The sequence below is a fragment of the Paraburkholderia sp. GAS33 genome (assembly GCF_050436645.1).
Lineage (GTDB): Bacteria > Pseudomonadota > Gammaproteobacteria > Burkholderiales > Burkholderiaceae > Paraburkholderia > Paraburkholderia phenazinium_B.
In genome coordinates, this window is the sequence record NZ_JBNDMP010000005.1 from 358,173 (window position 1) to 378,914 (window position 20,742).

The window sequence follows — 20,742 nt, forward strand, 5'->3', positions numbered from 1 at the left end:
CCGCACTTTATGCACACTGCATGCAGTGTGGCAATCAATGACGGCCTCGAAGTCTAGTTAGAGCATCTAGTCTCGCTGCTCCGAGCATGTTCGATGCGCTAAAGCGCCCGGATTGCGACTTTCGCCGCGGACCTCCAAGGAGAATGGAGAAGTTATCTTGAACGAATTGTTATCGACCTTGGAGTGCGGTGGCCCATGCTCCAAGGGCACCTCCGACTTCCTGCTTCCATACTGGCGCGATGGTCAACGGAGGCGCTCGGAACCAATCACTCCTCGTTGTTCAGCCTGTACTTGCGACGTTTCCAATAGCCCCACAGCATCGATATTGTATAAAATGCTCTAAATCTCCACCGGGGTTCATGTACCAAGGCGTTTCCAATAAGACTTTTCTCGGTCTCCACCCACTGATCTAGGTCCTCAAACGACGAAATAACGTCCGGCCTAGCTAGCGTGCTATTCGTCCAGACCAGTCGTTCACAAACCGCCCAGATGTCCTTCGGGTCAATCTCGCCAAATTTAGCGAGAACATTTGTCCGCGACAAATGAGCCCACGCTCCTCTAGAGGAACAAAAGGTCTCTAAGTCGTTGATCCAGTTGGGATCAACTCGTTGAGCGTCCAAGCCTATCGGGATGCCAAGCGCAGCAAGGTATTTCTCTCGTACACCGTTATTGCTGTCCAGCATATCCACGTAGCGGCCGTGAGCTTCTCCGTAACGGGTCGCTAACAAACGCGGGCTTTTTTCCTTTTTTGCCCCGGCAGGGCCAGCGGATCCGCCCGATGTCGGAATACGCAGCTTTCCCCCTCCAGTCTGTGGAGCGATCCCACTAAAGGCCAACAACGATATAGCGACGCGGCTGAACTGACCCGCCGAAACACCCTGCATGGCTTTAACCGCCAAACTCTGGAAAGAGGTCTCAATGTATTCCTCAAGTTCTGCATGAACCAGCACGCTAAAAGCCCGCGCTAGTTCCTGATCGTCAGAACTCGGAACAGGATTGAAATTCCCGTCTCTTAGATATATGCGCTTCAGTTCTTTTACAGACTGTTCAAGATTCAAGAAGCTCGCGCTAGGCATTAGGCAACTCCGGCAGGTGCACCGGGTGACCGATTACTTGTTCCAAAGCAGCTTGCCATGCTTGATAACGAAGTCGTATCGCTGTAATAGACTTCGTTGTGCCAGTCACAGCCTGTGAGAAGTCGCTTCTGTCTTCTGACAGTTTGATGAACTCGCTTTCGATATCCAGATGTTTCGAGAGGACCGCTTTGCGTACGCTGGGATCCATAGCAGTTGCGACCTGAACGTCCAACACTGCGCGATTCACAGGACCTTCGAAATGCCCGTCCGCCCATCGTCTGCCGACACGCTTCGCGTCTCCAAAAGCGGTGATAAGAAAATCAAGGGCTGCTTCTAGATCATCAGTCAAGGAGTAGACAAACCCTTGCTCTGTGGTCCAGTTAGCATTGAAATACTCGTGAACCTGATCTAGGAATGGTTTGAGATTGCCTTTGTACCATGCCAGCTTCGAGGCAAATGCAATCAGACGCAACAAAAGGTCTACGTCTCTCATCCGGAAATCTGGCCCAGAAAGACCAAGGATATCTTTCAAAACCCGGCTTGATCCCGATCGCTCGTTAAGGAACTCAGTAAACGGCCCCGGTTTCATCGCCTGACGCAGTTCCTGCGGCGACAGTCGTGCGCTACCAGTGTTAAGCCGGATGAACACTTCGTATAGGTAATCTTCGTCCGGCCAATTGCGTATCAATGCGCTGCGAATCGTGTGATTATCGAATTGGGTTTTATATTTAAGCAGATCGGCGTCATTGCTCACATCTAAATACGTCTTTCCGTTGAAATTCTTCAAGATCTTTAGCCCGGAAATCTTGAATGGTCCCGTTTTTTTTGACTGCTCCCAAAGAGCATGATCGTCAGGTAGATTACCTGCAAATTGAGCTAGCGTAAGTAGGCGCTGCTTGCCGTCGAGCACGATATAGCTTCCTCGCTGATCTTGGCGTTCTGCGAGCACGATCTGAGGAATTGGAAGCTGAAGGGCAACTGACTCGATAAATCGACTCTTGTTCTTCGGGCTCCACGCATCTCTGCGCTGAAAACTCGGGGAAAGGTCAATATTTCCCACCTCTATTTGATCAAGCAAGGTGCGGACCGTCCAATCGGTACCATAAAGCACCGCGTCTCGGAATCGATCCGGGTTCAACAGTTCATCGAGATCATCAGCTTGATCGTCATCGAAATTAACGAGCGCCGAGTCTTCATTTTCAGTTGTCATAGTGTTCTCCAAACAAAATGCGAATCTGCTGACATCCTGCGCTGCATGCCTTTCGAGCTTTTTGAGCTGCTCTTAAGAACCTTGGACGCTGGTTGGTTCAAGTCGATAGCTGCGTAGCTGAGATATCGCTAACCTAAGATGATAGCTCGCCAGAGCGTCAATAGGCGGGATAAGGCCCAGCGGATCGATCAGCCGACCGATGCCCATTCAGGCCCGGGCCAGCAGCCATTCTCGTTGCTACTTCGTTTGATTACCTGAATTTTTCGAGGGACTTGCCGATCAACCCGTTCCAACTTGTTCGAATCGCTCACCGTCTCAATCCGCGGTTTAGGTACGAATATCGGGAAAGCCCCCGGTAGCCGCCTCATCGATACCCGGTTCCTGAACGTGGGCTACGGCCGATGTTCGGTCTGGCTCACGCGAGCCTGAAGGATTGCCTTTTGAGCGTTACAGTCGCTCGAATGGGCGAATGATAGCGATGGCGAACGGCGGCAGTTGGCCCGATGCCAGACCGATGGCAAGCTCTGCACGCGAAAAAAAATGCCGCTGTTACGGCGGCATTGATACTCCGGCCCAGCCAGTGTCACCGGCTTGGATCGAAGGCAGGCCACACTGGGTGCAACCACTCGGTCGTCATGTTCTGGCGGTGCGTCTTCTCCTTGCCACCGTGGAAGTCCTTGGCATCGCGTCTTAGTCGGCGTGGACTGAGTGCTTGGCGGAAGTGACCGGACGATGGTGGTCGAAATTGTTGAGCGGCTGACTGGGCGACTTGCGAAACGCTAAGGGCAGTCAGTAGTCGTCTGGCAACAGGATCGTCGTGACCGAGCGGTCGGCTTCGGTGATGATCCAGATCTTCCCGTCGCCGGGGAGGTCATAGCTTGACAACAGGCGTTTGCCTGTGAGCAGCGCCAGTTCGTTTGCCGTCTGGTCTTCGACCGGGAGACTGCCCCAGTCTCCGTGAAGATGTCGCGCCAGAAACCGGATCGGATGAATGCCGACGGCATGGAGTGCATCTTCGGCCGCGGGCGTGATGATGGCGCGTCCCATCATAAAGCGGGGGCCGGTCGCGTAGCGGTTCATGCGCGGCACTCCTGTACGTAGCTCGCGAACGGCCAGACCGGATAGCGACGACTCGCGGGCCGATCCTGGTGCGCGACGCTATCGGGCACGACGTCATCAAGACGTTCGATCGTCGTATGCGAGCGATCCCACTCGGTAGTTACCAGAATGCGGGTCTGGTCCGGCAGGCGGTATAGCGAGATCAGACGCAAGCCTGCTGCGATTGACAGGTCGTTCTGCTGATGGTCCTCGTCAGACACGGTACCCCAGTCGCCCGCGATATGCCTTAGGGCGACGCTGATGACGGGGATGCCGCTCGTACGGAGCGCCGCGAGGGCATCCCGTGTGATGAGCAGCAGTCCCGGACGGAAAAGCGGGTTGATGCGAGTGGGCTGATTCATAGGTAGTTCTCCAGAAAACGAACGAGCACGCGCCTCCGGAGGAACCGGATTCGTGTTCGTGGGAACGATAGGAAATCCAGCGCAGAACGCGCTGGGTCAGGAGATGAGTTCGACGAGTGCGCGACGAAGGGTGACTGCCTTTGCCTGGGAACAACCCAGATGCCGGCGAATGTCGGCGACCGTTGGCCGCACCAGTCCGTCGGAGATGTCACGCACGAGCTGCGTCAGGTAGTCGTTTACGGGATCGGTTGTGGATGACGGCGATTGCCCGTCATTTCGTTGAGTGTTACTGCGTGCCGTGTCGCAGCGACTTGCTATCGCGGTTTCGCGACTAACGGTCCCTTCGGCGTGGCTCGCGGTGACTGACGCGACGATGGGATGATGCGCGTTCGTCGCGTTCGCAACTGCCGTAGTCATGCGCGCAGTCGTGTTAGCCGAATCCGTGACTGTCGCGACTACGGGCGGCGTGACTGCCGTTTCGACTGGCAACGACGACGACCGGAGCGCGACTACCCACAGCAGGCAGGCGACGCCTTCGAGGACTGCGGCGAAGAGCGACCCGAACAGCAGATCGATACGGGCAATGGGGGTGCCGAATAACGCGGCGAGTCGCGAGGCGACTGGATCGGCGCGCAGCGCGTCGCGTTGGGCCACTGTCCGGTCATCCGCGACCTGCTGACGCCGGATGTCGGCCGCTTCCGCATTCAGCGCTTCTACCTTGGCCGCGAGCGTCACGCGACGGGCTTCCAGCGTCACACAGTTGCCCGAACAGTAGTGCGCATTGGCGGCGGCAAGTTGCTCCATCGCGGTCGCACGTTCTGCCATGACGATCGTGAGACTGCGACCGGGCGTTGGGACTGAAGCAGCGGGAACAGCAAACACCCGCAGTTCGCCTGCATGCTGCTGGCTCGTCACGAAGAAAACCGCATGGCCGTAGCAGGCGGTTGCGAGACACGCCCCCCATAACACGCTACCCATGATGCGAACTAGAACCGGCGTGCCCCGGAGCAGGGCGGGTAACAGGTGCGCGCTTGTGACGAGCACCAGACCTGTTGCTACCCACACGAGTCGTTCAGCTAACCACCCGCCGCGCTGCCAGCCGGCCAGCACCGACATGCAGGCAGCTGTGCTGGTCGCGGCGATGGCCAAGGCGAGAGCGGGGCGACGGATCATGCCGCCGTCCCGCCGAGCAGCGCGGCACGCCGGTCCAGCCGGTTTTGCAGGCTGGATTTGGAAGTCGCAGGAGTCCCGCCGTGACCGCCAACGTGAGCGTCACCATGACTGCCGCCGTCTCCGGATTCCGCCGGATAGAACTCTTCGGCGACTGCGGCACTTTCCTCGATACTGTCTTCGAACGCACCGTTACGGAAGCCGGCGTAGGCGGCCATATCGAGCGCCTGCTGGTCAAAGCCGGCGGCCTTGCGACGGGAATCCAGTTCGCGTGCTTCGATGATCGCCGCTTCGAGCGTGCCGTTTGTCCGTACGCAGAGGTCGACGTAGTAGATTGCACTCCGGTAGCTCTGCGTGGTGGACTTGCCGCGCAGCTTCAGCTCCAGCGCTAGGCAGGCCAGCAGGTTGCCCGACACCGCAGCGAAGTAGTGCAGGCGCGCGGCCAGCGTTCGGATGGAGTTAAAGCTTGTGGTTCTGAACACAAACGACCCAAGTTCGTCTTCATCGCCAATCAGCACGTTCAGGCGGCCGTATGGCTTGCAGGCGCCGCCTTGAGCGAATGCACAACCGTCAGGAGACGGGCACGGCAGTTCCTCGATACCGTTGTCTCCTGCGCGACGGCAGGTTTCGCCATTGCCGACGCACACCGGTCTTCCCGTCTCGCGATCGAAGCACGAATACTCGGCACGCAGGTTCAGATCGGGATCGTTGAACAGGAAACGAACGGGGATCGAGCGCAGCTTGCCCGATGTCGCTTTGCGTAGCTTTTCGTCGAGCGGATGTAGCATCCATTCGCCGCGTTGCTGCACCTGTGTTGTGAGCGTGAACTGATCGTCTTTCTCCGGCAGACGCCTGCCGTTTTTCTCGACCACACGGCCGATGGAGATTCTTCCGACAACTGGTGGGGTGATAGCAAGGCCCTTCAGCATGACAATGCTCCTGTAGGCAATTGGGGGGAGTGGAACGGTAGATCAGGTCGATACCAGAAACCGTCGTGAACCCGGCTTTGTGACGGCGTACTGGGTGGCAAACTCGGGATGATCGGCGAGCAGGCGCTTCAGATCGACGCCGGAGCCGTCCTTGCTGCGTTTGAACGACACCGAGCCCGTCTCGAACTGCGCCCGGTCGGCTTCGCCCATTGATTGCTGGATGGTCTGCTTCAACTGGGCTTCGAGTGTCTGGCGGGTTTCGATTTCGGCGCGAACGGCGACCAGATCCGCGAAGGCTGACGACAGGCGACGGTCATCCGTGAAATCGACCGTGCCGCCTACGCCCGGATACAGGCAGCGCAGCGCGCGATCCGCCGATTCGGAGCCATCGGCAGGCGGCGGTGTATCAGTTTCGACGTACCGCCAGAACGCCGCTTCCAGTTCGATGAGCCGGGCAATCAGTGCGTTGTCGCGCTCAATGCGATGCACGTCGAGCTTCTGGCCGCACAGCAGCACAGCTACATCGGCCGCCTGCTTGCCAGACACGGCCAGTTGGTGTTGAACTTGAAGGCTCACATATTCCGGTACCCCATCGCGCCAGAGCCGCGCGCCGAACTCGCCGGCTGTCTTGCATTCGAGCAGTTGCACTTCGCGGTTTCCCACGACTTCCCGATCTACATTTGCCAGCATCCATGGGATGGTGGGATGTTGGAGAACCGCGTTGACGCGTCGTACACGGTTGCCGGTCTGCTTGGTATACGACGCAGCCACGATGGGCTCCAAAATTGTTCCCCAGTAGACGGGTTCGGCCGTATTTTCCGGGTCGGGCTTCGGCAGGTTCGCGTCGCGCCTCGTCTTTATGAGCCAGAGTTCCAGCATCGATTGATACGGACTTAGCCCGACAGCGGCGGCCGCGTCACTGCCACCGATTCCGAATTTCCTGACCTCCAGCCATTCCTCGCGTGACAGGTCTTTCGTCTGTACCAGCCGCAATGCCGCGCGGCTACGTTGACGCCCACTGGGTTCAGGCAAAGCCATTTCGACCTCCACAAATGAAAATGCCCGGCAGGGATCGGCCGAGCATGAATAGAAAGGACGCATGGATTCAGGCGACGAGCCTCATCGCTTCTTCGAAAGCCTTTTGCTTGAGGGCGGCGCCCGTGCCGAACCACGCGGCATCTCTGCGGTGATCGTCGCTGCGCGCGCGGCGCTGGTGATCGACGAACTCTGTGACCGAATTCAGCATCCCCCATGCGGTACCGGCCGCCGACGCCAGGTCCGCACCCTTGCCGCGACCGGCGAACAGTTCCTGAACGGTTTTGATCGCACTGTCGTTGGTCGCCGCGACAGGCGAGCTGGCACTGGCGTTCGGATAGGTCAGCACGCGGCGGAAGAAGGTTTCGGCTGCGGTATCGTTGACCTTGCATTCGCTCAACGCCTTCATGCGGACCATAAACCCATCCCACGACGAGATGGCGATGCCGAGCTGGCGTTTCACGGCTTGCGCATCGAACTGGCTGCGGTGCGGCACCTTGACGGCTCCGGTGCTGTCGCCGAGCGCAATGGTGAGCGTGTTGTTGCAGACGACTCGAATGGACGTAAACTGAGCCGTCGTAGCAAGGCTGCCATCACATGCCGTGGCTAGCAGCAAGTAGCCATTTACGCGGTCGCGGCCTTTGAGCGTTGCGTTCTGGCCGGTCTTCGCGAGTGCCCAAAGTTTTTTCCCGTCTTTGAGCACCCCAGCAGTTTCCAGCTCGAAACCTCCGACCTCGGTAAGGTCCCGATAAAATTCGATAATCTCAGCCGGTTGCACAACTTGATACCGGCGGGAGACAACCGAAAGCGGAGCCTTCGTGTCCGACCGATACAGCACTTTCTGTTCGGGAAACGCGTGGATGGAGCCGAGCGTGGAGCCGGCCGCGCCGGACACGAAACGGACCTCGGCTTCTTCGATGCGCCAGTCCATGCCGGCCTGGCGAGCCCAGACTTCAAGCGGTTGATTGGCAGCAAGCGGGTTGCCCAGGCCGTGCCACGGGGTATCGCCGACATAGGCCATGGATTGAACCAAATGCATGATGTTTTCCTTCTAAATGTATGGCATGGACAGAAAGCAAAATGCCTGCGGCCCGGAAGGGCAGCAGGCATTGAGCGGGAAGTCGAAAGCGAAAAGGTAGCGGGCGTCAGGACGTGTGCGACTTGCTGAAGGCGTGACCGCACTCAAGACACTCGAAGTTGTCGAGCACATGGGTGTCGATCTGCTCGCCGACAGCCGAGCCGGCAGCGCAGCCAGCAGCGCCACCGAAGAGCGCGCCCATGACGGCTCCGGCCAGACCACCGAAGATCGAGCCGACTGGGCCGGCGACCATGCCGAGTGTTGCGCCGGCTTCGGCACCGCCGAGCGCAGCGGCAGCACTGCCGGCAGCGCCAGCAGCAGCGCCTACGGCAGCACCGGCTTTGCGAGCGTAGTCGCGCGTAGCGATGCGCGGTGAGTGACAACGGGGACAGGAAAGGGAATGGGTCATTTCAGCCTCAAAAGGGTTCAGGGCAAACGGCTTTGCCCTGGCACTCCGAATGGATTGCTCAATGAGGGTGATATATGTGTGAAAACTTCTAGCTTCGATAGAGTCGACGCTCGCGGACTTCGGTGACATTGTCGCCAAAGGCTTTCGCAGCCCTTCGCGTGTTTGCTCGTACCAGCAAATCCGGCGCTTCGACAAGGGCAGACTGCTAAAACAGTGTAGAACGCTGCTTCTGCTGCTTGCGACGGTAGCGCTGGACGGCACATCGCCTGTCGCCGCGGTGGGAGGCCATCACAAGCTCCATGTAATCCCGACTCGCGTACCGCAGGAACCAGCGCTCCATCAACTGAGCGAACGTATAAAGCGCGTCGCCAGCAAATGCCGCTTCGTCAATCGTGATTGTGATCTGGATGCCCGGGACCATCGGGGGCGTCGGAACTGGATCGACGTGCATCGTTACCGGTGCAATTGGGGGCTGGTCTAACAACCTAGCGTATTGCATACTGCGAGAGTTGCAGTCCATCTCGATCGCATGTAGTGACATAAGGCCGCATGATCGATACGTTGACAAAGGAAGCGCGCAGCAAGCTGATGTCACGTGTTCGTCAAAAGAACACTGACCCCGAAGTGCGTCTGCGAAAGCGGTTGCATGCGGAAGGCCTGCGTTATGTTCTTCACCCCGCAGCGCTTCCTGGTCGACCGGACATAGCATTCCCTAAGTACCAAGCAGTGGTCTTTGTTCACGGTTGCTTCTGGCACGGGCATGAATGTAGAGCAGGTCGGCTTTCTTCCACCAATCGAGAATTCTGGTCTGGGAAAATCGCCGCCAACCGAGCTCGGGATGCCCGTAAAGTCGCAGAACTCGAAGGGCTGGGATGGAAGGTTGCTACAGTCTGGGAATGTGAAACAAAGGGCTCGCGTCTAGATCAGACGGTGTCAGCTCTAGTAGCATTTATTCGCGATGGAGGATGTTACCGCGGCTAATCCTTCGCGTAGCTATATGCAGCTCACATCGTGAATATCTGGATATATTGTTCCGTTCAGAATACGTCTATGAACCAAGATACTCTACCGTTGCATAATTTCCCTCAGTCTAACTCGGTCGAGGAACAAATCGCCGAATTACAGAAAATCACGGATTATGAGATCCGCGAGTGGCCGATTGAGGTGTTGGTCGATAAATTCACCAACGGTCGCGAAACGGACACGTCGGAAATATTCATACCAGACTATCAACGCGAAATGGTCTGGACTGCGAAGCAACAATCTCGCTTCATCGAATCTATTCTAATCCGACTCCCCGTTCCGTTTATTTTTGCGGCAGATGTCGGTTCTGGCGACCGAGCGGGGAGCTTGGAGATCATAGATGGTTCGCAACGCTTGCGCACTCTGGATAATTTTCTATCGGGTCGGTTGCGCTTAGAGAATTTGGTCCGCCTAACGGCAGCGAATGGCCTTCGCTTTTCTGATTTCGCCAAACCGCGACAATTGCGATTTAAACGTTCAACGGTCCGAGTTATTGAACTCACCGAACAAGCCGACGAGCAGGCGCGCCGGGAAATGTTCGATCGCCTCAATTCTGGTGGCACCAAGCTCACCAGCATGGAAGTACGCCGAGGGGTGGAAGACGGGCCTTTCATGAAGCTGATCACTGAGTGTGCCGGTCGACAGCTATTTAAGGATATGGTCCCCCTGAGCGATCGCAATGCAAAGCGTAAAGAATACGAGGAGTTGGCTTTGCGCTACTTCGCCTATGCCAATAACTACAAGGCATTCCAGAAGAGCGTCGACCAGTTTCTGACCGAGTATCTGAAGGAACGGAACGAGCATGCTACTAACGGCGAGCTTGAAGCGATGTCGGCTGAGTTTCACCGTGCGCTAGAGTTCGTGCGGCAACATTTTTCGAATGGCTTCAAACGTGAGGGTTACAACACAGTGACCCGCATTCGTTTCGAGGCGATCGCTGTCGGCGTGACTCTCGCCCTCCGGGCGCAACCCGAGTTGCAGCCGGCAAATGTCACTGCTTGGTTAGATAGTCCGGAGTTTATTAAGCACACACGATCGGACGCCAGCAATTCGCGTCCCAAGCTTATCAATCGCATTCACTATGTGCGTGATCACCTGTTGAACAAGGACGTAGAGGAAGATCCAGATACGGACCTCGTTGAAGCCAGTGCTAACGCCGATGCACCTGACGACGAACCCGATCAGCAGGAGCTGTTCGTATGATGCGATTGATACCCTTAACCCAAGCGCTACTACGCTCTCGCGCTCGCGAGCTGAAGGTGTATCTGCGGTTTCTGCAGATTGCACTCGAGAAAGACGCACTTATCAGCGCCGCGGACGGACGACGGCAACTGCCATTGGACAAAGCACTTACCCATACGTTGAAAGCTAACGTAAGTCTGTTGCTCTACAGCGTGATGGAAGCATGCATGGTGCAGCTGTTAGATGAGATGCACGATACTATCGGCATGAATTGTCAAGGCATAGACCAGCTAAATGCACAACTCATGTCGATGGTTGCGCGTCACGTTCAGGCAAACACGACGGCCATGACACAAAGCAAAATCCGCTCACCACTACACGAATACCTTTTTCAGGTTTGGTTGAACGATTGGCAAGATAGTACCCAACGTGAAAAACGCGAGGCCGGCTTATCAGGCAGTGTCGATGGCCTTGCGATTTTCAATCAGTTGCGACGGTTCGGTGTATTCACGGCCGATCAGAAAAAGCCGCCGTCTCGCCTAACTCACTCTGCGTTGCAAACTACAAAGGGGCGACGTAATCAGTTGGCTCACGGCGAGCTTAGCTTTTCGGAGCTAGGGCAAGGCCTAGCATTCGAAGAGCTGCGACAGGATGTACTCGCCGTATTTCGCACGCTGAGGCGCGTCGCGTCGGAGGTCAACGCGTATCTCCAGGACAGACGCTACTTGGCTGCACCGATCGCACTCGCCGCACTTGTACCGCTCGAGGCGGCGATAGATGCGTAGAGCGACCGCGCTACTGCCTCACCTAGCTTGGGTGGAACAGCGTTGCCTATCAGGCGTGCAAGGGTCTTAACAACCACTGGCTTGCCTTCTTGAACGAAAAGATAATCATCGGGGAAGGACTGAAAGACGGCCGCTTCGCGCAACGAGATACCACGGTGTTGCTGTGGGTGACCGAAGCGCCCGTTGCCATACCCATTGCATAGCGTCGTCATGGTCGGGGCTGGCTTGTTCCATTCCATACGTCCGTACACGCCAGTAGAGTGTTTTCCACTCTCGCGTCGATGGCACTCGGCTACGAGCTTACTAGGCCAGTCGCGCCACGTGCCGCCCGGGCGCGAAGCACGAATGCGCTGGCGGTTGAGCGGCGATAGAGCTGAAGCTAGGTGTAGCGGGTCTTTTGCGCATTGTTCGCCGTCAGTGAGAGCAGGCAGGTGCCCTATCGCTTGGCGAACGGTCACCCAATTAGATACTCCTTCGTGTGTTGGCTTGGGCAGATCAACCGCCCCGAGCTTGGATGCTACTAGTACTAGACGCTTGCGTTGCTGCGGAGCACCGTAATCAGCGGCATTCACAACACCGTAGGCCACGTGATATCGCGCCTGCTTTAATGTGCGAAGGAACGTTTTAAACGGTGACGTGCCTAGTAAGCCCGGCACATTTTCCATAGTAACTAGATCGGGTACGCATTCTTCCACTAGCCGAGCGAACTCTTTCAACAGGCGCCACTTGGCTTTGTCCACGGTGGCCGTATTCGCATAGCTTGAAAACGGCTGACAGGGTGCACAGCCAGCGAGCAGCTTGATTACACCAGGTGACCATAGCGCTATTAGTTGTTCGCCTGTGACTTTTCCTACATCGGCATGAACGAACTGCGAGCCAGGATGGTTGGCCGTGTATGGATACTCACAGGCCGGGTCCAGATCAAATCCAGCTACGACCTTGACTCCTTGACGGGCCAGACCGTGAGACAGGCCGCCGATCCCGCAGAACAGGTCGACAGCTTCGATACGAGGGGGGGGCGAGCGTTTAGCAGTCGGTTTAACCATCTAGAAGGTAGCAGTGGATTTCATGCCCAAAGGGAGTATTATTCGACCAAAGATTACTATAAAGCTACATTTCTAGACATAATCGGCTCAATTGTCCGCCTTTAGCGAGAATTTATGCTACCGTCTCCCGTAGTACCTAGCCCCGTTTTTCTGGCGCGCTGGGTTCGATCGAAGGTGCGCAATCACTGCCGTGGACGGCGATCATCGTCATCGTTGGCACTAAGCCCCTGATCAAGAAGCGCTTGCCGCATAACTTTCGTCGCCGGAGTTTACCGGAAGACGCGCGCGCGCCATACCGTTTCTGGGGCGATGTTCCGCGTGACACACGCGGCCAACGTGGCACACAGATGTGGGATGTAAATATACTGTATAAAAACACAGGGTGGAAGTCAGCATGTGTTAGTGATGTGACATGGTTGAGGCGGGCATCACTGCCGAGATTTCCCTGAGCCTGGCGCTTTCTTGCAGGCTCTGCGGATGGTTGGCATTCACTCGTTGGTTGTCGCGTCTACACTGGCGAGGGTGCAAGGGCGGACGCGTCAGGAACCGTCCTTTCCAAACTGAAAGTGCCAATTTGCAGCAGAACTGAAGTTAGCAATAATCTTTATCTCACGTTCGGCATGCTGGAGCTCATGGCGTCCAGATCGAAGCATTGTGTTCCGGTGCGCACGCAACGGGTAATACTTGAAAAATGGAAGATCGTAGCCCGATGGACGTCCATAACGAACGGCAGACCCTCAAATATCGTGCGCGACCGGAACCGGGCCAACTTGTTGAAGTGCGCCGGCGACAGTGGATTGTGGCAGACGTCGATGCGTCGACATTGAAATCGGAGTCCGCCGCGACTCAGCGTTGCGTGACATTGTTGTCCATCGATGAGGACGGACTTGGTGAGGAATTGGAGGTCGTCTGGGAGATTGAGCCAGGTGCCCAAGTCATTGAGCGCGCAGGCTTGCCATCTGTCACAGGGCAAGACGATTCGGCCATGCTTGATGCCTTCCTTGACGCCGTGCGTTGGGGGGCTGCCACAAATGCTGACCGCGGGTTTCTCCAAGCTCCATTTCGCAGCGGCGTCAGTATCGAGGACTTCCAACTCGATCCGCTGGTACGTGCCATCGACATGGCGCGTGTCAATCTGCTAATTGCTGACGATGTTGGACTCGGCAAGACCATCGAAGCTGGTCTGGTCATTCAGGAGCTTCTCCTGCGGCACCGAGCCCGCACCGTACTGATCGTCTGCCCCGCGTCTTTGCAGGAAAAGTGGCGAGTGGAAATGCTGGATAAATTCGGTCTCGATTTCCGGGTGGTGGATAGCGACTATATCAAGCAACTGCGACGCGAGCGTGGCATCCATGCCAACCCATGGACGTCGCATCCCCGCCTCATCACGTCGATGGATTGGGCCAAGAGCGGCGAAGGCTTGCGCGCCATCCGTGACGTGATGCCGACACATGCCGGCTATCCACGCAAGTTCGATCTGCTGGTCGTGGACGAAGCGCATAACGTCGCTCCGGCCGCGGGGGCTCACTATGCGTTGGAGAGCCAGCGTACGCGTTTCATCCGCGCCATCGGGCCGCATTTCCAGCATCGGCTGTTCCTGACTGCCACACCACACAACGGCTACACGGAGTCGTTCACCTCGTTGCTGGAACTACTCGACGACCAACGTTTTGCCCGCAACATCCTCCCCGACGAAAAGCAATTGAACCAGGTGATGATCCGCCGCTTGAAAAGCGACCTGGTCGATGCGGAAGGCAACCCCCTGTATGCCCGGCGCACGTTGCAGGCGCTCACGGTTCCATACTCGACCGAAGAGCGCGAGATTCACAGAAAGCTCAACGACTACTGTGTCAGCCGCGAAAAGGGCGCCGAGAGGGTTGGCAATGGCTTCGGCACGGCCTTCGTGAACAGGCTCCTAAAGAAACGCTTGCTTTCATCGCCTGCGGCATTCGCGTCCACGCTTGAAAAGCACGTCGCATCGTTTTCTGCCGCACGACCAACGAAGTTAGACACCATGGCAGAGCGCATCCTGCACAAGGCCATCCTCAAAACTGATGAGGACTACGCCGATGATCAGGAAGTCGAGAATGCCCATGCGGAAGCCATTGAAGAGGCCACGTATCGCTCGTCGCCGCTGACGGCAGAACAGCAGGTGATGCTGGATAACTTGAGGGTATGGGCACAACGAGCCAGGAATCAGACCGATTCCAAGGCCAAAGCCATCCTCGACTGGCTAACCGCGAATCTTAAGCCGGATGGCGCGTGGAACGATTGCCGGGTGATCCTGTTCACCGAGTATCGCACCACACACCAGTGGATGCATCAAATCCTCGTTAGCCACGGCTTCGGCGGCGAACGTCTCGGCCTGCTTCATGGTGGCCTCTCCCAAGAGGAGCGCGAACCCATCAAGGCAGCTTTCCAGGCATCGCCACAGGTTTCGCCCGTGCGCATCCTGCTTGCCACCGATGCGGCGTCCGAAGGCATCGACTTGCAGAACCACTGCAATCGGCTCATCCACTTGGAGATACCCTACAATCCGAACGTGATGGAGCAGCGCAATGGGCGTATCGACCGCCATGGGCAACGCGCGAAGGAAGTGCTGATCTGGCATCCGGTCGATGGCGGCGATGGGAGCGGCGCGTCGGTCGGTGGCCACGGCGAGGACATCTTGCGCGCTCTGCGCAAACTGGACTCGATGCGAGCTGACATGGGTAGCGTCAATCCGGTCATCGCGCCGCAGATGTCCGGCCTCATCGAAGGCTCTCTGAAGGATCTGGACACCCGGCTTGCCGAGGCTCGGATTCCTCGCGCCAAGAACTTCATTCGCGCCGAGCGCGAGTTGAGGGAGCGCGTCGCCAAATTGCACGATCGCCTGTTCACTACCAAGCACGACCTCCATCTCACGCCTGATCACGTTCTGATTGCAGTGAAGACAGGCCTCGCGTTGGCAGGCCGTCCGCCGCTGGAACCAGTCGAACTGGCGGGCGCGCCATCGGGCAGCGTTTTCCGGATGCCCGTGTTGTCCGGCTCCTGGGCGCGTTGTCTGGAAGGGCTGCGCCATCCGCACACTCAGAAGATTCGACCCATCACCTTCGATCATGCCGTCGCCAGTGGCCGCGACGATGTAGTGCTTGTCCACCTGAATCATCGCTTGGTGCAGATGTGTTTGCGCTTGCTGCGTGCCGAGGTCTGGGCGCAGGACGACGTGAAGAAACTGCACCGTGTCGCCGTCCGCACCGTGCCAGACGCGCTCATGGACGATCCGGCCGTGGTCGTCGTCTCGCGGTTGGTCGTCACGGGCGGCAACCATCATCGGCTGCACGAAGAGCTGACGGTATCGGGCGGCTATCTGCGCGACCAATCCTTCCGCCGCGAAGAAAGTGTCACCCGTGTCCAGCAGTGGCTGGACGAAGCGAAGCCGATCTTGGCAACCTCATTCCTGCTTAATGCGCTGCGCGTCCGCTTCGACTGTCAGCAGGAAGCCATTCTGAGGGCAGTGGATGCACGCTCCAAGGAGCGTCTCCGCGTCCTGACCAACACCCTCCAGATTCGCAAGCAGCAGGAAATCGACGACATTGGCACCGTGCTCGACGAATTGGAAAAGGCGATCCAGTCCGAGTTGAGGAAAGGGCAACAGCCCGAACAGCTTTCTCTCTTCACCGAGGACGAGCACATGCAACTCCGGCGTGACATTGCCGCACTGGAAGTGCGCCTCACACGCATCCCCGAAGAGCGACAGATGGAAACGCACGCCATCGAATCCCGCTACGCCAAGCTCGATGACCGAACCTTCCCGGTTGCGGTGATCTTCCTGGTGCCTGAGTCCGTCGGAGGTGCTGCATGAGCATGCACCACGAATGGCTCTCGCTAATTGAGATCTCCGGCCCATTTCTTGCCGTTCCCGTTCTGAAGGAAGCCTTCCCGCAAGGGTTGGAAGAACTTGATGCGACTATGCGCAAGAGGCTGCGCCAGGCCTACGACGAATGGCGCGAGGCGCTGGAAACCGACGATCTCCGGTTCGTCGAGCTGCACGCGGCGTGGATTGACGAGGTCCTGTCTCGCGGGCTGGAGCTTGACGAAGACGGTCGCGGAGACGTGCTTAAACGTAAAGACTGGTGCGCCGCGAATCTGACCGTCACTCTGGCCGAACACGGTGTGAACCTGTCGCCGGACTTCGCCGTCGTCGGCAACGGTGACCAGCCACTGATGCTCGTCCACGCCTACGGGCAGAACGTCGATCTCGATGCCACCCAGAACCGGGATGGCTGGGCCAGCAGCCCGGCGGAACGCATGGTCAGGCTCTGCCGCGCTACCGGCTGTCGCCTCGGTCTGGTCACTAATGCCGAACGCTGGATGCTGGTCGATGCGCCGGTGGGCGCGGTCACCACCTTCGCCAGTTGGTATGCCCGCATCTGGGTGCAGGAACCCGTCACCCTCCAAGCCTTCGTCCACCTGCTGGGCGTACGGCGCTTCTTCGTCGACGAGTCGGAGCGGCTGCCCGCGCTCTTCGATTACTCACTGAAGTTCCAAGACGAAGTGACGGATGCTTTGGGTGAGCAGGTGCGGCGCGCGGTCGAGGTGCTCATTCAGGCGTTGGACAAAGCCGACCAAGACCGCAATCGCGAGCTATTGCGCGGCGTGAAGGAGGCTGAGCTTTACGAAGCCGCGCTGACCGTGATGATGCGGTTGGTTTTCCTGCTCTCCGCAGAAGAGCGCGGTCTGCTGCTCTTAGGTGACGAACGCTACGAGGCCAACTACGCGCTTTCGACCCAGCGCATGCAATTGCGCGCCGAGTCGGACGAGATTCTGGAACGTCGTTGGGATGCTTGGTCGCGGCTGCTGGCGCTTTTTCGCGCAGTGTACGGCGGCATTGAGCACGAAAACCTGCGACTGCCCGCGCTGGGAGGCTCCTTATTCGATCCGAATCGCTTCCCCTTCCTCGAGGGCCGCACCCGTGGCTCTGACTGGCGCAACGAGGTCGCCAACCCGCTGCCGATCGACAATCGTACCGTCCTGCTGCTGCTCGAAGCCATCCAGCAATTTCAGGGGCGCACGCTGTCCTACCGGGCGCTGGACGTTGAGCAGATCGGCTACGTCTATGAGGGCCTGCTGGAGCGCACCGTCAAGCGCACCGCCGAGGTCACGCTGGAACTCAACGCCACCAAGAGCGCCCACTCGCCTTGGGTGACATTGGCCGAACTCGAATCCGCCCGACTGGACGGTGGCGACCACCTAGTCGAACTGCTTCAACAGCGTTCCGGCAGTTCCGCTAGCCGTGTGCGCAACGATCTGAGCAGGCCCGTGAACGATGCGCTCGCCGACCGTTTGTTGGCGGTCTGCCACGGCGATACGGTGCTACGTGACCGGATCAAACCCTTCGGTCATCTGGTGCGCACCGATCCCTGGGACTATCCGCTGGTCTATTCCGCGGGCGCCTTCATCGTCACCACCGGCTCCGACCGGCGCGAGAGTGGCACCCACTACACTCCGACATTGCTCACAGAGGCTATCGTTGCTGAGACGCTTACGCCCGTCGCCTACGTCGGCCCGGCTGAAGGCACACCGCGCGTGGACTGGGCGCTCAAATCGCCCGCCGAACTGCTCGACTTAAAGATCTGCGACCCTGCCATGGGGTCGGGCGCCTTCCTTGTGCAAGCCTGCCGGTGGCTGGCCGACCGTCTGGTGGAGGCATGGGGGCAGGTCGAGGCGCAGGGTCGGATGGTCGGCGTCGATGGGCTGGGGACGTATGCTGACGCCAACATTGAGCCGCTGCCACGCGACACAGAGGCGCGCACTTTCATCGCCCGCCGTCTTATCGCTGAACGCTGCCTCTACGGTGTCGATCTGAACCCGTTGGCGGTAGAACTGGCCAAGCTCTCCATCTGGTTAGTGACGCTGGCCAAGGGGCGGCCCTTCGGCTTCCTCGACCACAACCTGCGTTGTGGCGACAGCCTGCTCGGCATTCATCGGCTGGATCAACTTACCCAGCTTTCGATGAGTCCCACAGGACAAGGCCAGCTACGCTTGTTCGGCCAGAACGTCGAACAGGCCGTGCGCGAGGCCATCGAACTGCGCTCCCTTCTGCGCGAAATGCCGATCCGCGACATCCGCGACGTGGAGGCGATGGCGCATTTGGACGCAGACGCACGCCGCAGGCTCGAAGTTCCGGAAAACATCGCCGACGCATTCATCGGGGAGGTATTCGCAACGGGCGGCAATGGCGTGGGGCTGGGGAACAGGCTGGCCTCGCTGACGGTTCAAGCCGGACTGGCCATCGACGGCGACCGCGACGTGCTCACCTCTATGCGTCAGAGAGCAGTCGCCGCACTCTCGGCCGATCTACCTGCCGACAAGCTCGCGCGTCGGCCTTTCCATTGGCCGTTGGAGTTTCCAGAAGTGTTCTCTCGTGAGGCCCAAGGTTTTGACGCCATTGTCGGCAATCCACCGTTCGGTGGTGGACGTTTGATCGGACGTCGTCTCGGTCTGACGTATCAAGAGTACTTGAGGTTGATACGCAATGGCGTTGTGGGGTCGCCTGATCTCTGCGTATATTTTTATCTGCGAGCCTATTCGTTACTCGGTTCGAAGGGGAACTTCGGTCTGCTGGCAACCAAGTCGATTACTGAGACCGGTTCCCGCGTGGTTTGCTTGGATCAAATCATCGAGAAAGGTGGCGCTGTGTATCGCGGCTGCTCTCGAATGCCTTGGCCGGGTAATGCTGCAGTGGTCATATCGATCGTATGGGTTGCACGCGGAGTCTGGCGAGGCGAACGGCTTTTGGATGGTAGATCGGTGGCGGCCATCAATGGGGCGCTCGAAGAAGATTTCCAAATCAATCGACCAACGAAGCTCAAAGCTTTGAAGGGGCTTTTTTCGCAGGGTCAAAATCTTCATGGTATCGGTTTCGAACTAACTGCCGGGGAGCGAGCGGAAATAATTGATGCCGATCCGAAATCTATTGAGGTGATCTCCCCGCTGTTCAACGGGCAAGATCTCAACACCATGCCGAGACTGGAACCTTACCGCTGGGCGATCTACTTTCGAGATTGGCCGGAGGACAGGGCACGGCAGTATGGAGCCGCGTTCCGTCGCCTTGAGGAGATGGTCAAACCGATGCGTGATTCGTTGACGGGACAGATACACCAAAGGTGTTTCTGGAAGTTTTGGGATCTGCGTCCGGGATTGATTCGAGAGGCAGGGGATCATGAATACTTTCTCGCATCTGCCATGGTGACAAAGTATGTGTGCTTCCAAAGAGTTCCAACAAGAAATATTTATAACCACAAAACGATTGTTTATTTTCTTTACGAGTGGGGTGAGTTCTCGGTTTTGCAGTCCAGTATTCACTTGGAGTGGGCATATTGGAACTGCGGGACTCTTAGAACTTCAACGACGGTAAGCTACTCAACGTCAACGGCGTTGGAGACGTGGCCAATGCCGAATATTGACGATCGGGACGAACTCAATAGACTTGGGGAGCGTTATCACACTCACCGAGAAGCAATTTTGGAAGACGAAGCGATTGGCCTCACTGAGCTCTACAACCGTTTGCATGACCCATCGAACGGTGACACTCGAATCGAGGTAATGCGAGGGCTGCATCGTGAAATTGACGTTGCGGTTGCTCGTGCCTATGGTTGGAGTGATCTGGACCTTGACCATGGTTTCCACGCGGCGACGTATCTGCCCGAGAATGATCGAGTTCGCTTCACCATTGGTGAGGGGGCGCGTCTTGAAGTGCTGCGTCGCTTGTCCAAGCTAAACCGTCAGCGATACGAAGAAGAAGTAGCACAAGGGCTGCACGGCGGGAGTACGACCCGCGCTTCGTCTGGCGCCCCCCGAGCTGGTCGCACTACCGGCGCCTTAACGGCCCAGCCATCGCTCGACTTCGAGACAGAGGCTGCGGCCAGCACCAATGGCGCGGCGTCCGCCAGTGCGATCCTCGGCTTCCTGAGAGCATACGACGGCTGGCATGCCAAAGCCGATGTCCTTGTTGCCACCGGCATCACGGACGGCCAATGGAACGCTGCGATCACAGACCTGATCTCGGTCGGAAAGGTGGAGCGTCAAGGCGAGAGGCGCAGTGCGCGGTATCGCATCCACTCCAGCAACGAGGACAACCATCTCGAGGGGACGTCATGACTCGAACCGACTCCAAGCCGACGTTCGAGATGACCGTCGATCTCAACGTTCTCGAACACCTCGGCATCAACCTCTACAGCAACACCGCCGCTGTCTCGACGGAGGCGGTGACTATGCCGGGGGGCAGGCAGCCTCTTCAGGCTGCATCGACCAAACCACGGCGCTTGACGAGCTCGAAAACATCGTGAGTAGGATTT

Annotated in this window: 17 protein-coding genes; 7 read left to right on the forward strand and 10 right to left on the reverse strand. The window is 57.9% G+C overall.

Going from position 1 to position 20,742, the window contains the following annotated elements; all coding sequences use genetic code 11:
- Positions 1–266 precede the first annotated feature (266 nt).
- The 8 genes from P3T24_RS18150 to P3T24_RS18185 form a co-directional block, all read right to left on the reverse strand.
- Positions 267–1,076 (reverse strand): hypothetical protein, encoded by an 810-nt coding sequence (locus tag P3T24_RS18150; protein ID WP_429436552.1) that lies wholly within the window; start codon positions 1,074–1,076, stop codon positions 267–269.
- Positions 1,069–2,286, reverse strand: a complete 1,218-nt coding sequence (locus P3T24_RS18155) for a DUF262 domain-containing protein (RefSeq protein WP_429436555.1) — start codon at positions 2,284–2,286, stop codon at positions 1,069–1,071. The genes P3T24_RS18150 and P3T24_RS18155 overlap by 8 nt, the downstream gene beginning before the upstream one ends.
- A gap of 789 nt (positions 2,287–3,075) precedes the next feature.
- On the reverse strand, positions 3,076–3,366 hold the full coding sequence (locus tag P3T24_RS18160) for a hypothetical protein (RefSeq protein WP_429436558.1): 291 nt from the start codon (positions 3,364–3,366) through the stop codon (positions 3,076–3,078).
- Positions 3,363–3,746, reverse strand: a complete 384-nt coding sequence (locus P3T24_RS18165) for a hypothetical protein (RefSeq protein ID WP_429436560.1) — start codon at positions 3,744–3,746, stop codon at positions 3,363–3,365. Before P3T24_RS18165 ends, P3T24_RS18160 begins: the two co-directional genes overlap by 4 nt.
- A 96-nt stretch (positions 3,747–3,842) precedes the next feature.
- Positions 3,843–4,919: a hypothetical protein gene (locus P3T24_RS18170; RefSeq protein WP_429436563.1), complete on the reverse strand. Its 1,077-nt coding sequence runs from the start codon at positions 4,917–4,919 to the stop codon at positions 3,843–3,845.
- Positions 4,916–5,845 (reverse strand): phage capsid protein, encoded by a 930-nt coding sequence (locus tag P3T24_RS18175; protein ID WP_429436566.1) that lies wholly within the window; start codon positions 5,843–5,845, stop codon positions 4,916–4,918. Before P3T24_RS18175 ends, P3T24_RS18170 begins: the two co-directional genes overlap by 4 nt.
- A gap of 42 nt (positions 5,846–5,887) precedes the next feature.
- Positions 5,888–6,883 (reverse strand): YqaJ viral recombinase family protein, encoded by a 996-nt coding sequence (locus tag P3T24_RS18180; protein WP_429436569.1) that lies wholly within the window; start codon positions 6,881–6,883, stop codon positions 5,888–5,890.
- A 67-nt stretch (positions 6,884–6,950) separates the two neighbouring features.
- Entirely contained in the window at positions 6,951–7,919 is a 969-nt protein-coding gene (locus tag P3T24_RS18185) for a DUF932 domain-containing protein (protein WP_429436571.1), read from the reverse strand.
- Between the two features lie 115 nt (positions 7,920–8,034).
- Between P3T24_RS18185 and P3T24_RS18190 the strand changes: the two genes are divergently transcribed.
- On the forward strand, positions 8,035–8,334 hold the full coding sequence (locus tag P3T24_RS18190) for a hypothetical protein (protein WP_429436574.1): 300 nt from the start codon (positions 8,035–8,037) through the stop codon (positions 8,332–8,334).
- Positions 8,335–8,572: 238 nt separating this feature from the next.
- On the opposite strand, the gene P3T24_RS18195 is transcribed toward P3T24_RS18190, so the two are convergent.
- Positions 8,573–8,908, reverse strand: a complete 336-nt coding sequence (locus tag P3T24_RS18195) for a type VI secretion system baseplate subunit TssF (RefSeq protein ID WP_429436576.1) — start codon at positions 8,906–8,908, stop codon at positions 8,573–8,575.
- 8 nt (positions 8,909–8,916) lie between these two features.
- Here P3T24_RS18195 and P3T24_RS18200 point away from each other — a divergent pair, with 8 nt between their 5' ends.
- From P3T24_RS18200 to P3T24_RS18210, 3 genes are all read left to right on the forward strand, one after another.
- On the forward strand, positions 8,917–9,348 hold the full coding sequence (locus P3T24_RS18200; protein ID WP_429436579.1) for a very short patch repair endonuclease: 432 nt from the start codon (positions 8,917–8,919) through the stop codon (positions 9,346–9,348).
- A gap of 69 nt (positions 9,349–9,417) precedes the next feature.
- Positions 9,418–10,593 carry a DUF262 domain-containing protein gene (locus tag P3T24_RS18205; protein WP_429436581.1) on the forward strand — a complete coding sequence of 392 codons (1,176 nt, stop codon included), beginning with the start codon at positions 9,418–9,420 and terminating at the stop codon, positions 10,591–10,593.
- On the forward strand, positions 10,590–11,357 hold the full coding sequence (locus P3T24_RS18210) for an MAE_28990/MAE_18760 family HEPN-like nuclease (RefSeq protein ID WP_429436583.1): 768 nt from the start codon (positions 10,590–10,592) through the stop codon (positions 11,355–11,357). The genes P3T24_RS18205 and P3T24_RS18210 overlap by 4 nt, the downstream gene beginning before the upstream one ends.
- Here the strand turns inward: P3T24_RS18210 and P3T24_RS18215 are convergent.
- Positions 11,294–12,403 (reverse strand): DNA cytosine methyltransferase, encoded by a 1,110-nt coding sequence (locus P3T24_RS18215; RefSeq protein WP_429436586.1) that lies wholly within the window; start codon positions 12,401–12,403, stop codon positions 11,294–11,296. The two genes, P3T24_RS18210 and P3T24_RS18215, sit on opposite strands and share 64 nt — an antisense overlap.
- A gap of 709 nt (positions 12,404–13,112) precedes the next feature.
- Here P3T24_RS18215 and drmD point away from each other — a divergent pair.
- The 3 genes from drmD to P3T24_RS18230 are packed head-to-tail and all read left to right on the forward strand — an operon-like array spanning position 13,113 to position 20,733.
- Entirely contained in the window at positions 13,113–16,247 is a 3,135-nt protein-coding gene (drmD, locus tag P3T24_RS18220; RefSeq protein ID WP_429436589.1) for a DISARM system SNF2-like helicase DrmD, read from the forward strand.
- Positions 16,244–20,545: an Eco57I restriction-modification methylase domain-containing protein gene (locus P3T24_RS18225; RefSeq protein ID WP_429436591.1), complete on the forward strand. Its 4,302-nt coding sequence runs from the start codon at positions 16,244–16,246 to the stop codon at positions 20,543–20,545. Before drmD ends, P3T24_RS18225 begins: the two co-directional genes overlap by 4 nt.
- Positions 20,542–20,733, forward strand: coding sequence for a hypothetical protein (locus P3T24_RS18230; protein ID WP_429436593.1), 192 nt, complete (start codon positions 20,542–20,544; stop codon positions 20,731–20,733). Before P3T24_RS18225 ends, P3T24_RS18230 begins: the two co-directional genes overlap by 4 nt.
- Positions 20,734–20,742 lie beyond the last annotated feature (9 nt).

Bases quoted from the DNA above. Each gene is read 5' to 3' on its own strand.
- P3T24_RS18225 (WP_429436591.1), top strand. From the start codon at position 16,244: ATGAGCATGCACCACGAATGGCTCTCGCTAATTGAGATCTCCGGCCCA.
- drmD (WP_429436589.1), top strand. From the start codon at position 13,113: ATGGACGTCCATAACGAACGGCAGACCCTCAAATATCGTGCGCGACCG.
- P3T24_RS18185 (WP_429436571.1), bottom strand. From the start codon at position 7,919: ATGCATTTGGTTCAATCCATGGCCTATGTCGGCGATACCCCGTGGCAC.
- P3T24_RS18165 (WP_429436560.1), bottom strand. From the start codon at position 3,746: ATGAATCAGCCCACTCGCATCAACCCGCTTTTCCGTCCGGGACTGCTG.
- P3T24_RS18180 (WP_429436569.1), bottom strand. From the start codon at position 6,883: ATGGCTTTGCCTGAACCCAGTGGGCGTCAACGTAGCCGCGCGGCATTG.
- P3T24_RS18215 (WP_429436586.1), bottom strand. From the start codon at position 12,403: ATGGTTAAACCGACTGCTAAACGCTCGCCCCCCCCTCGTATCGAAGCT.
- P3T24_RS18195 (WP_429436576.1), bottom strand. From the start codon at position 8,908: ATGTCACTACATGCGATCGAGATGGACTGCAACTCTCGCAGTATGCAA.
- P3T24_RS18155 (WP_429436555.1), bottom strand. From the start codon at position 2,286: ATGACAACTGAAAATGAAGACTCGGCGCTCGTTAATTTCGATGACGAT.
- P3T24_RS18170 (WP_429436563.1), bottom strand. From the start codon at position 4,919: ATGATCCGTCGCCCCGCTCTCGCCTTGGCCATCGCCGCGACCAGCACA.
- P3T24_RS18230 (WP_429436593.1), top strand. From the start codon at position 20,542: ATGACTCGAACCGACTCCAAGCCGACGTTCGAGATGACCGTCGATCTC.
- P3T24_RS18200 (WP_429436579.1), top strand. From the start codon at position 8,917: ATGATCGATACGTTGACAAAGGAAGCGCGCAGCAAGCTGATGTCACGT.
- P3T24_RS18175 (WP_429436566.1), bottom strand. From the start codon at position 5,845: ATGCTGAAGGGCCTTGCTATCACCCCACCAGTTGTCGGAAGAATCTCC.
- P3T24_RS18160 (WP_429436558.1), bottom strand. From the start codon at position 3,366: ATGAACCGCTACGCGACCGGCCCCCGCTTTATGATGGGACGCGCCATC.
- P3T24_RS18210 (WP_429436583.1), top strand. From the start codon at position 10,590: ATGATGCGATTGATACCCTTAACCCAAGCGCTACTACGCTCTCGCGCT.
- P3T24_RS18205 (WP_429436581.1), top strand. From the start codon at position 9,418: ATGAACCAAGATACTCTACCGTTGCATAATTTCCCTCAGTCTAACTCG.
- P3T24_RS18150 (WP_429436552.1), bottom strand. From the start codon at position 1,076: ATGCCTAGCGCGAGCTTCTTGAATCTTGAACAGTCTGTAAAAGAACTG.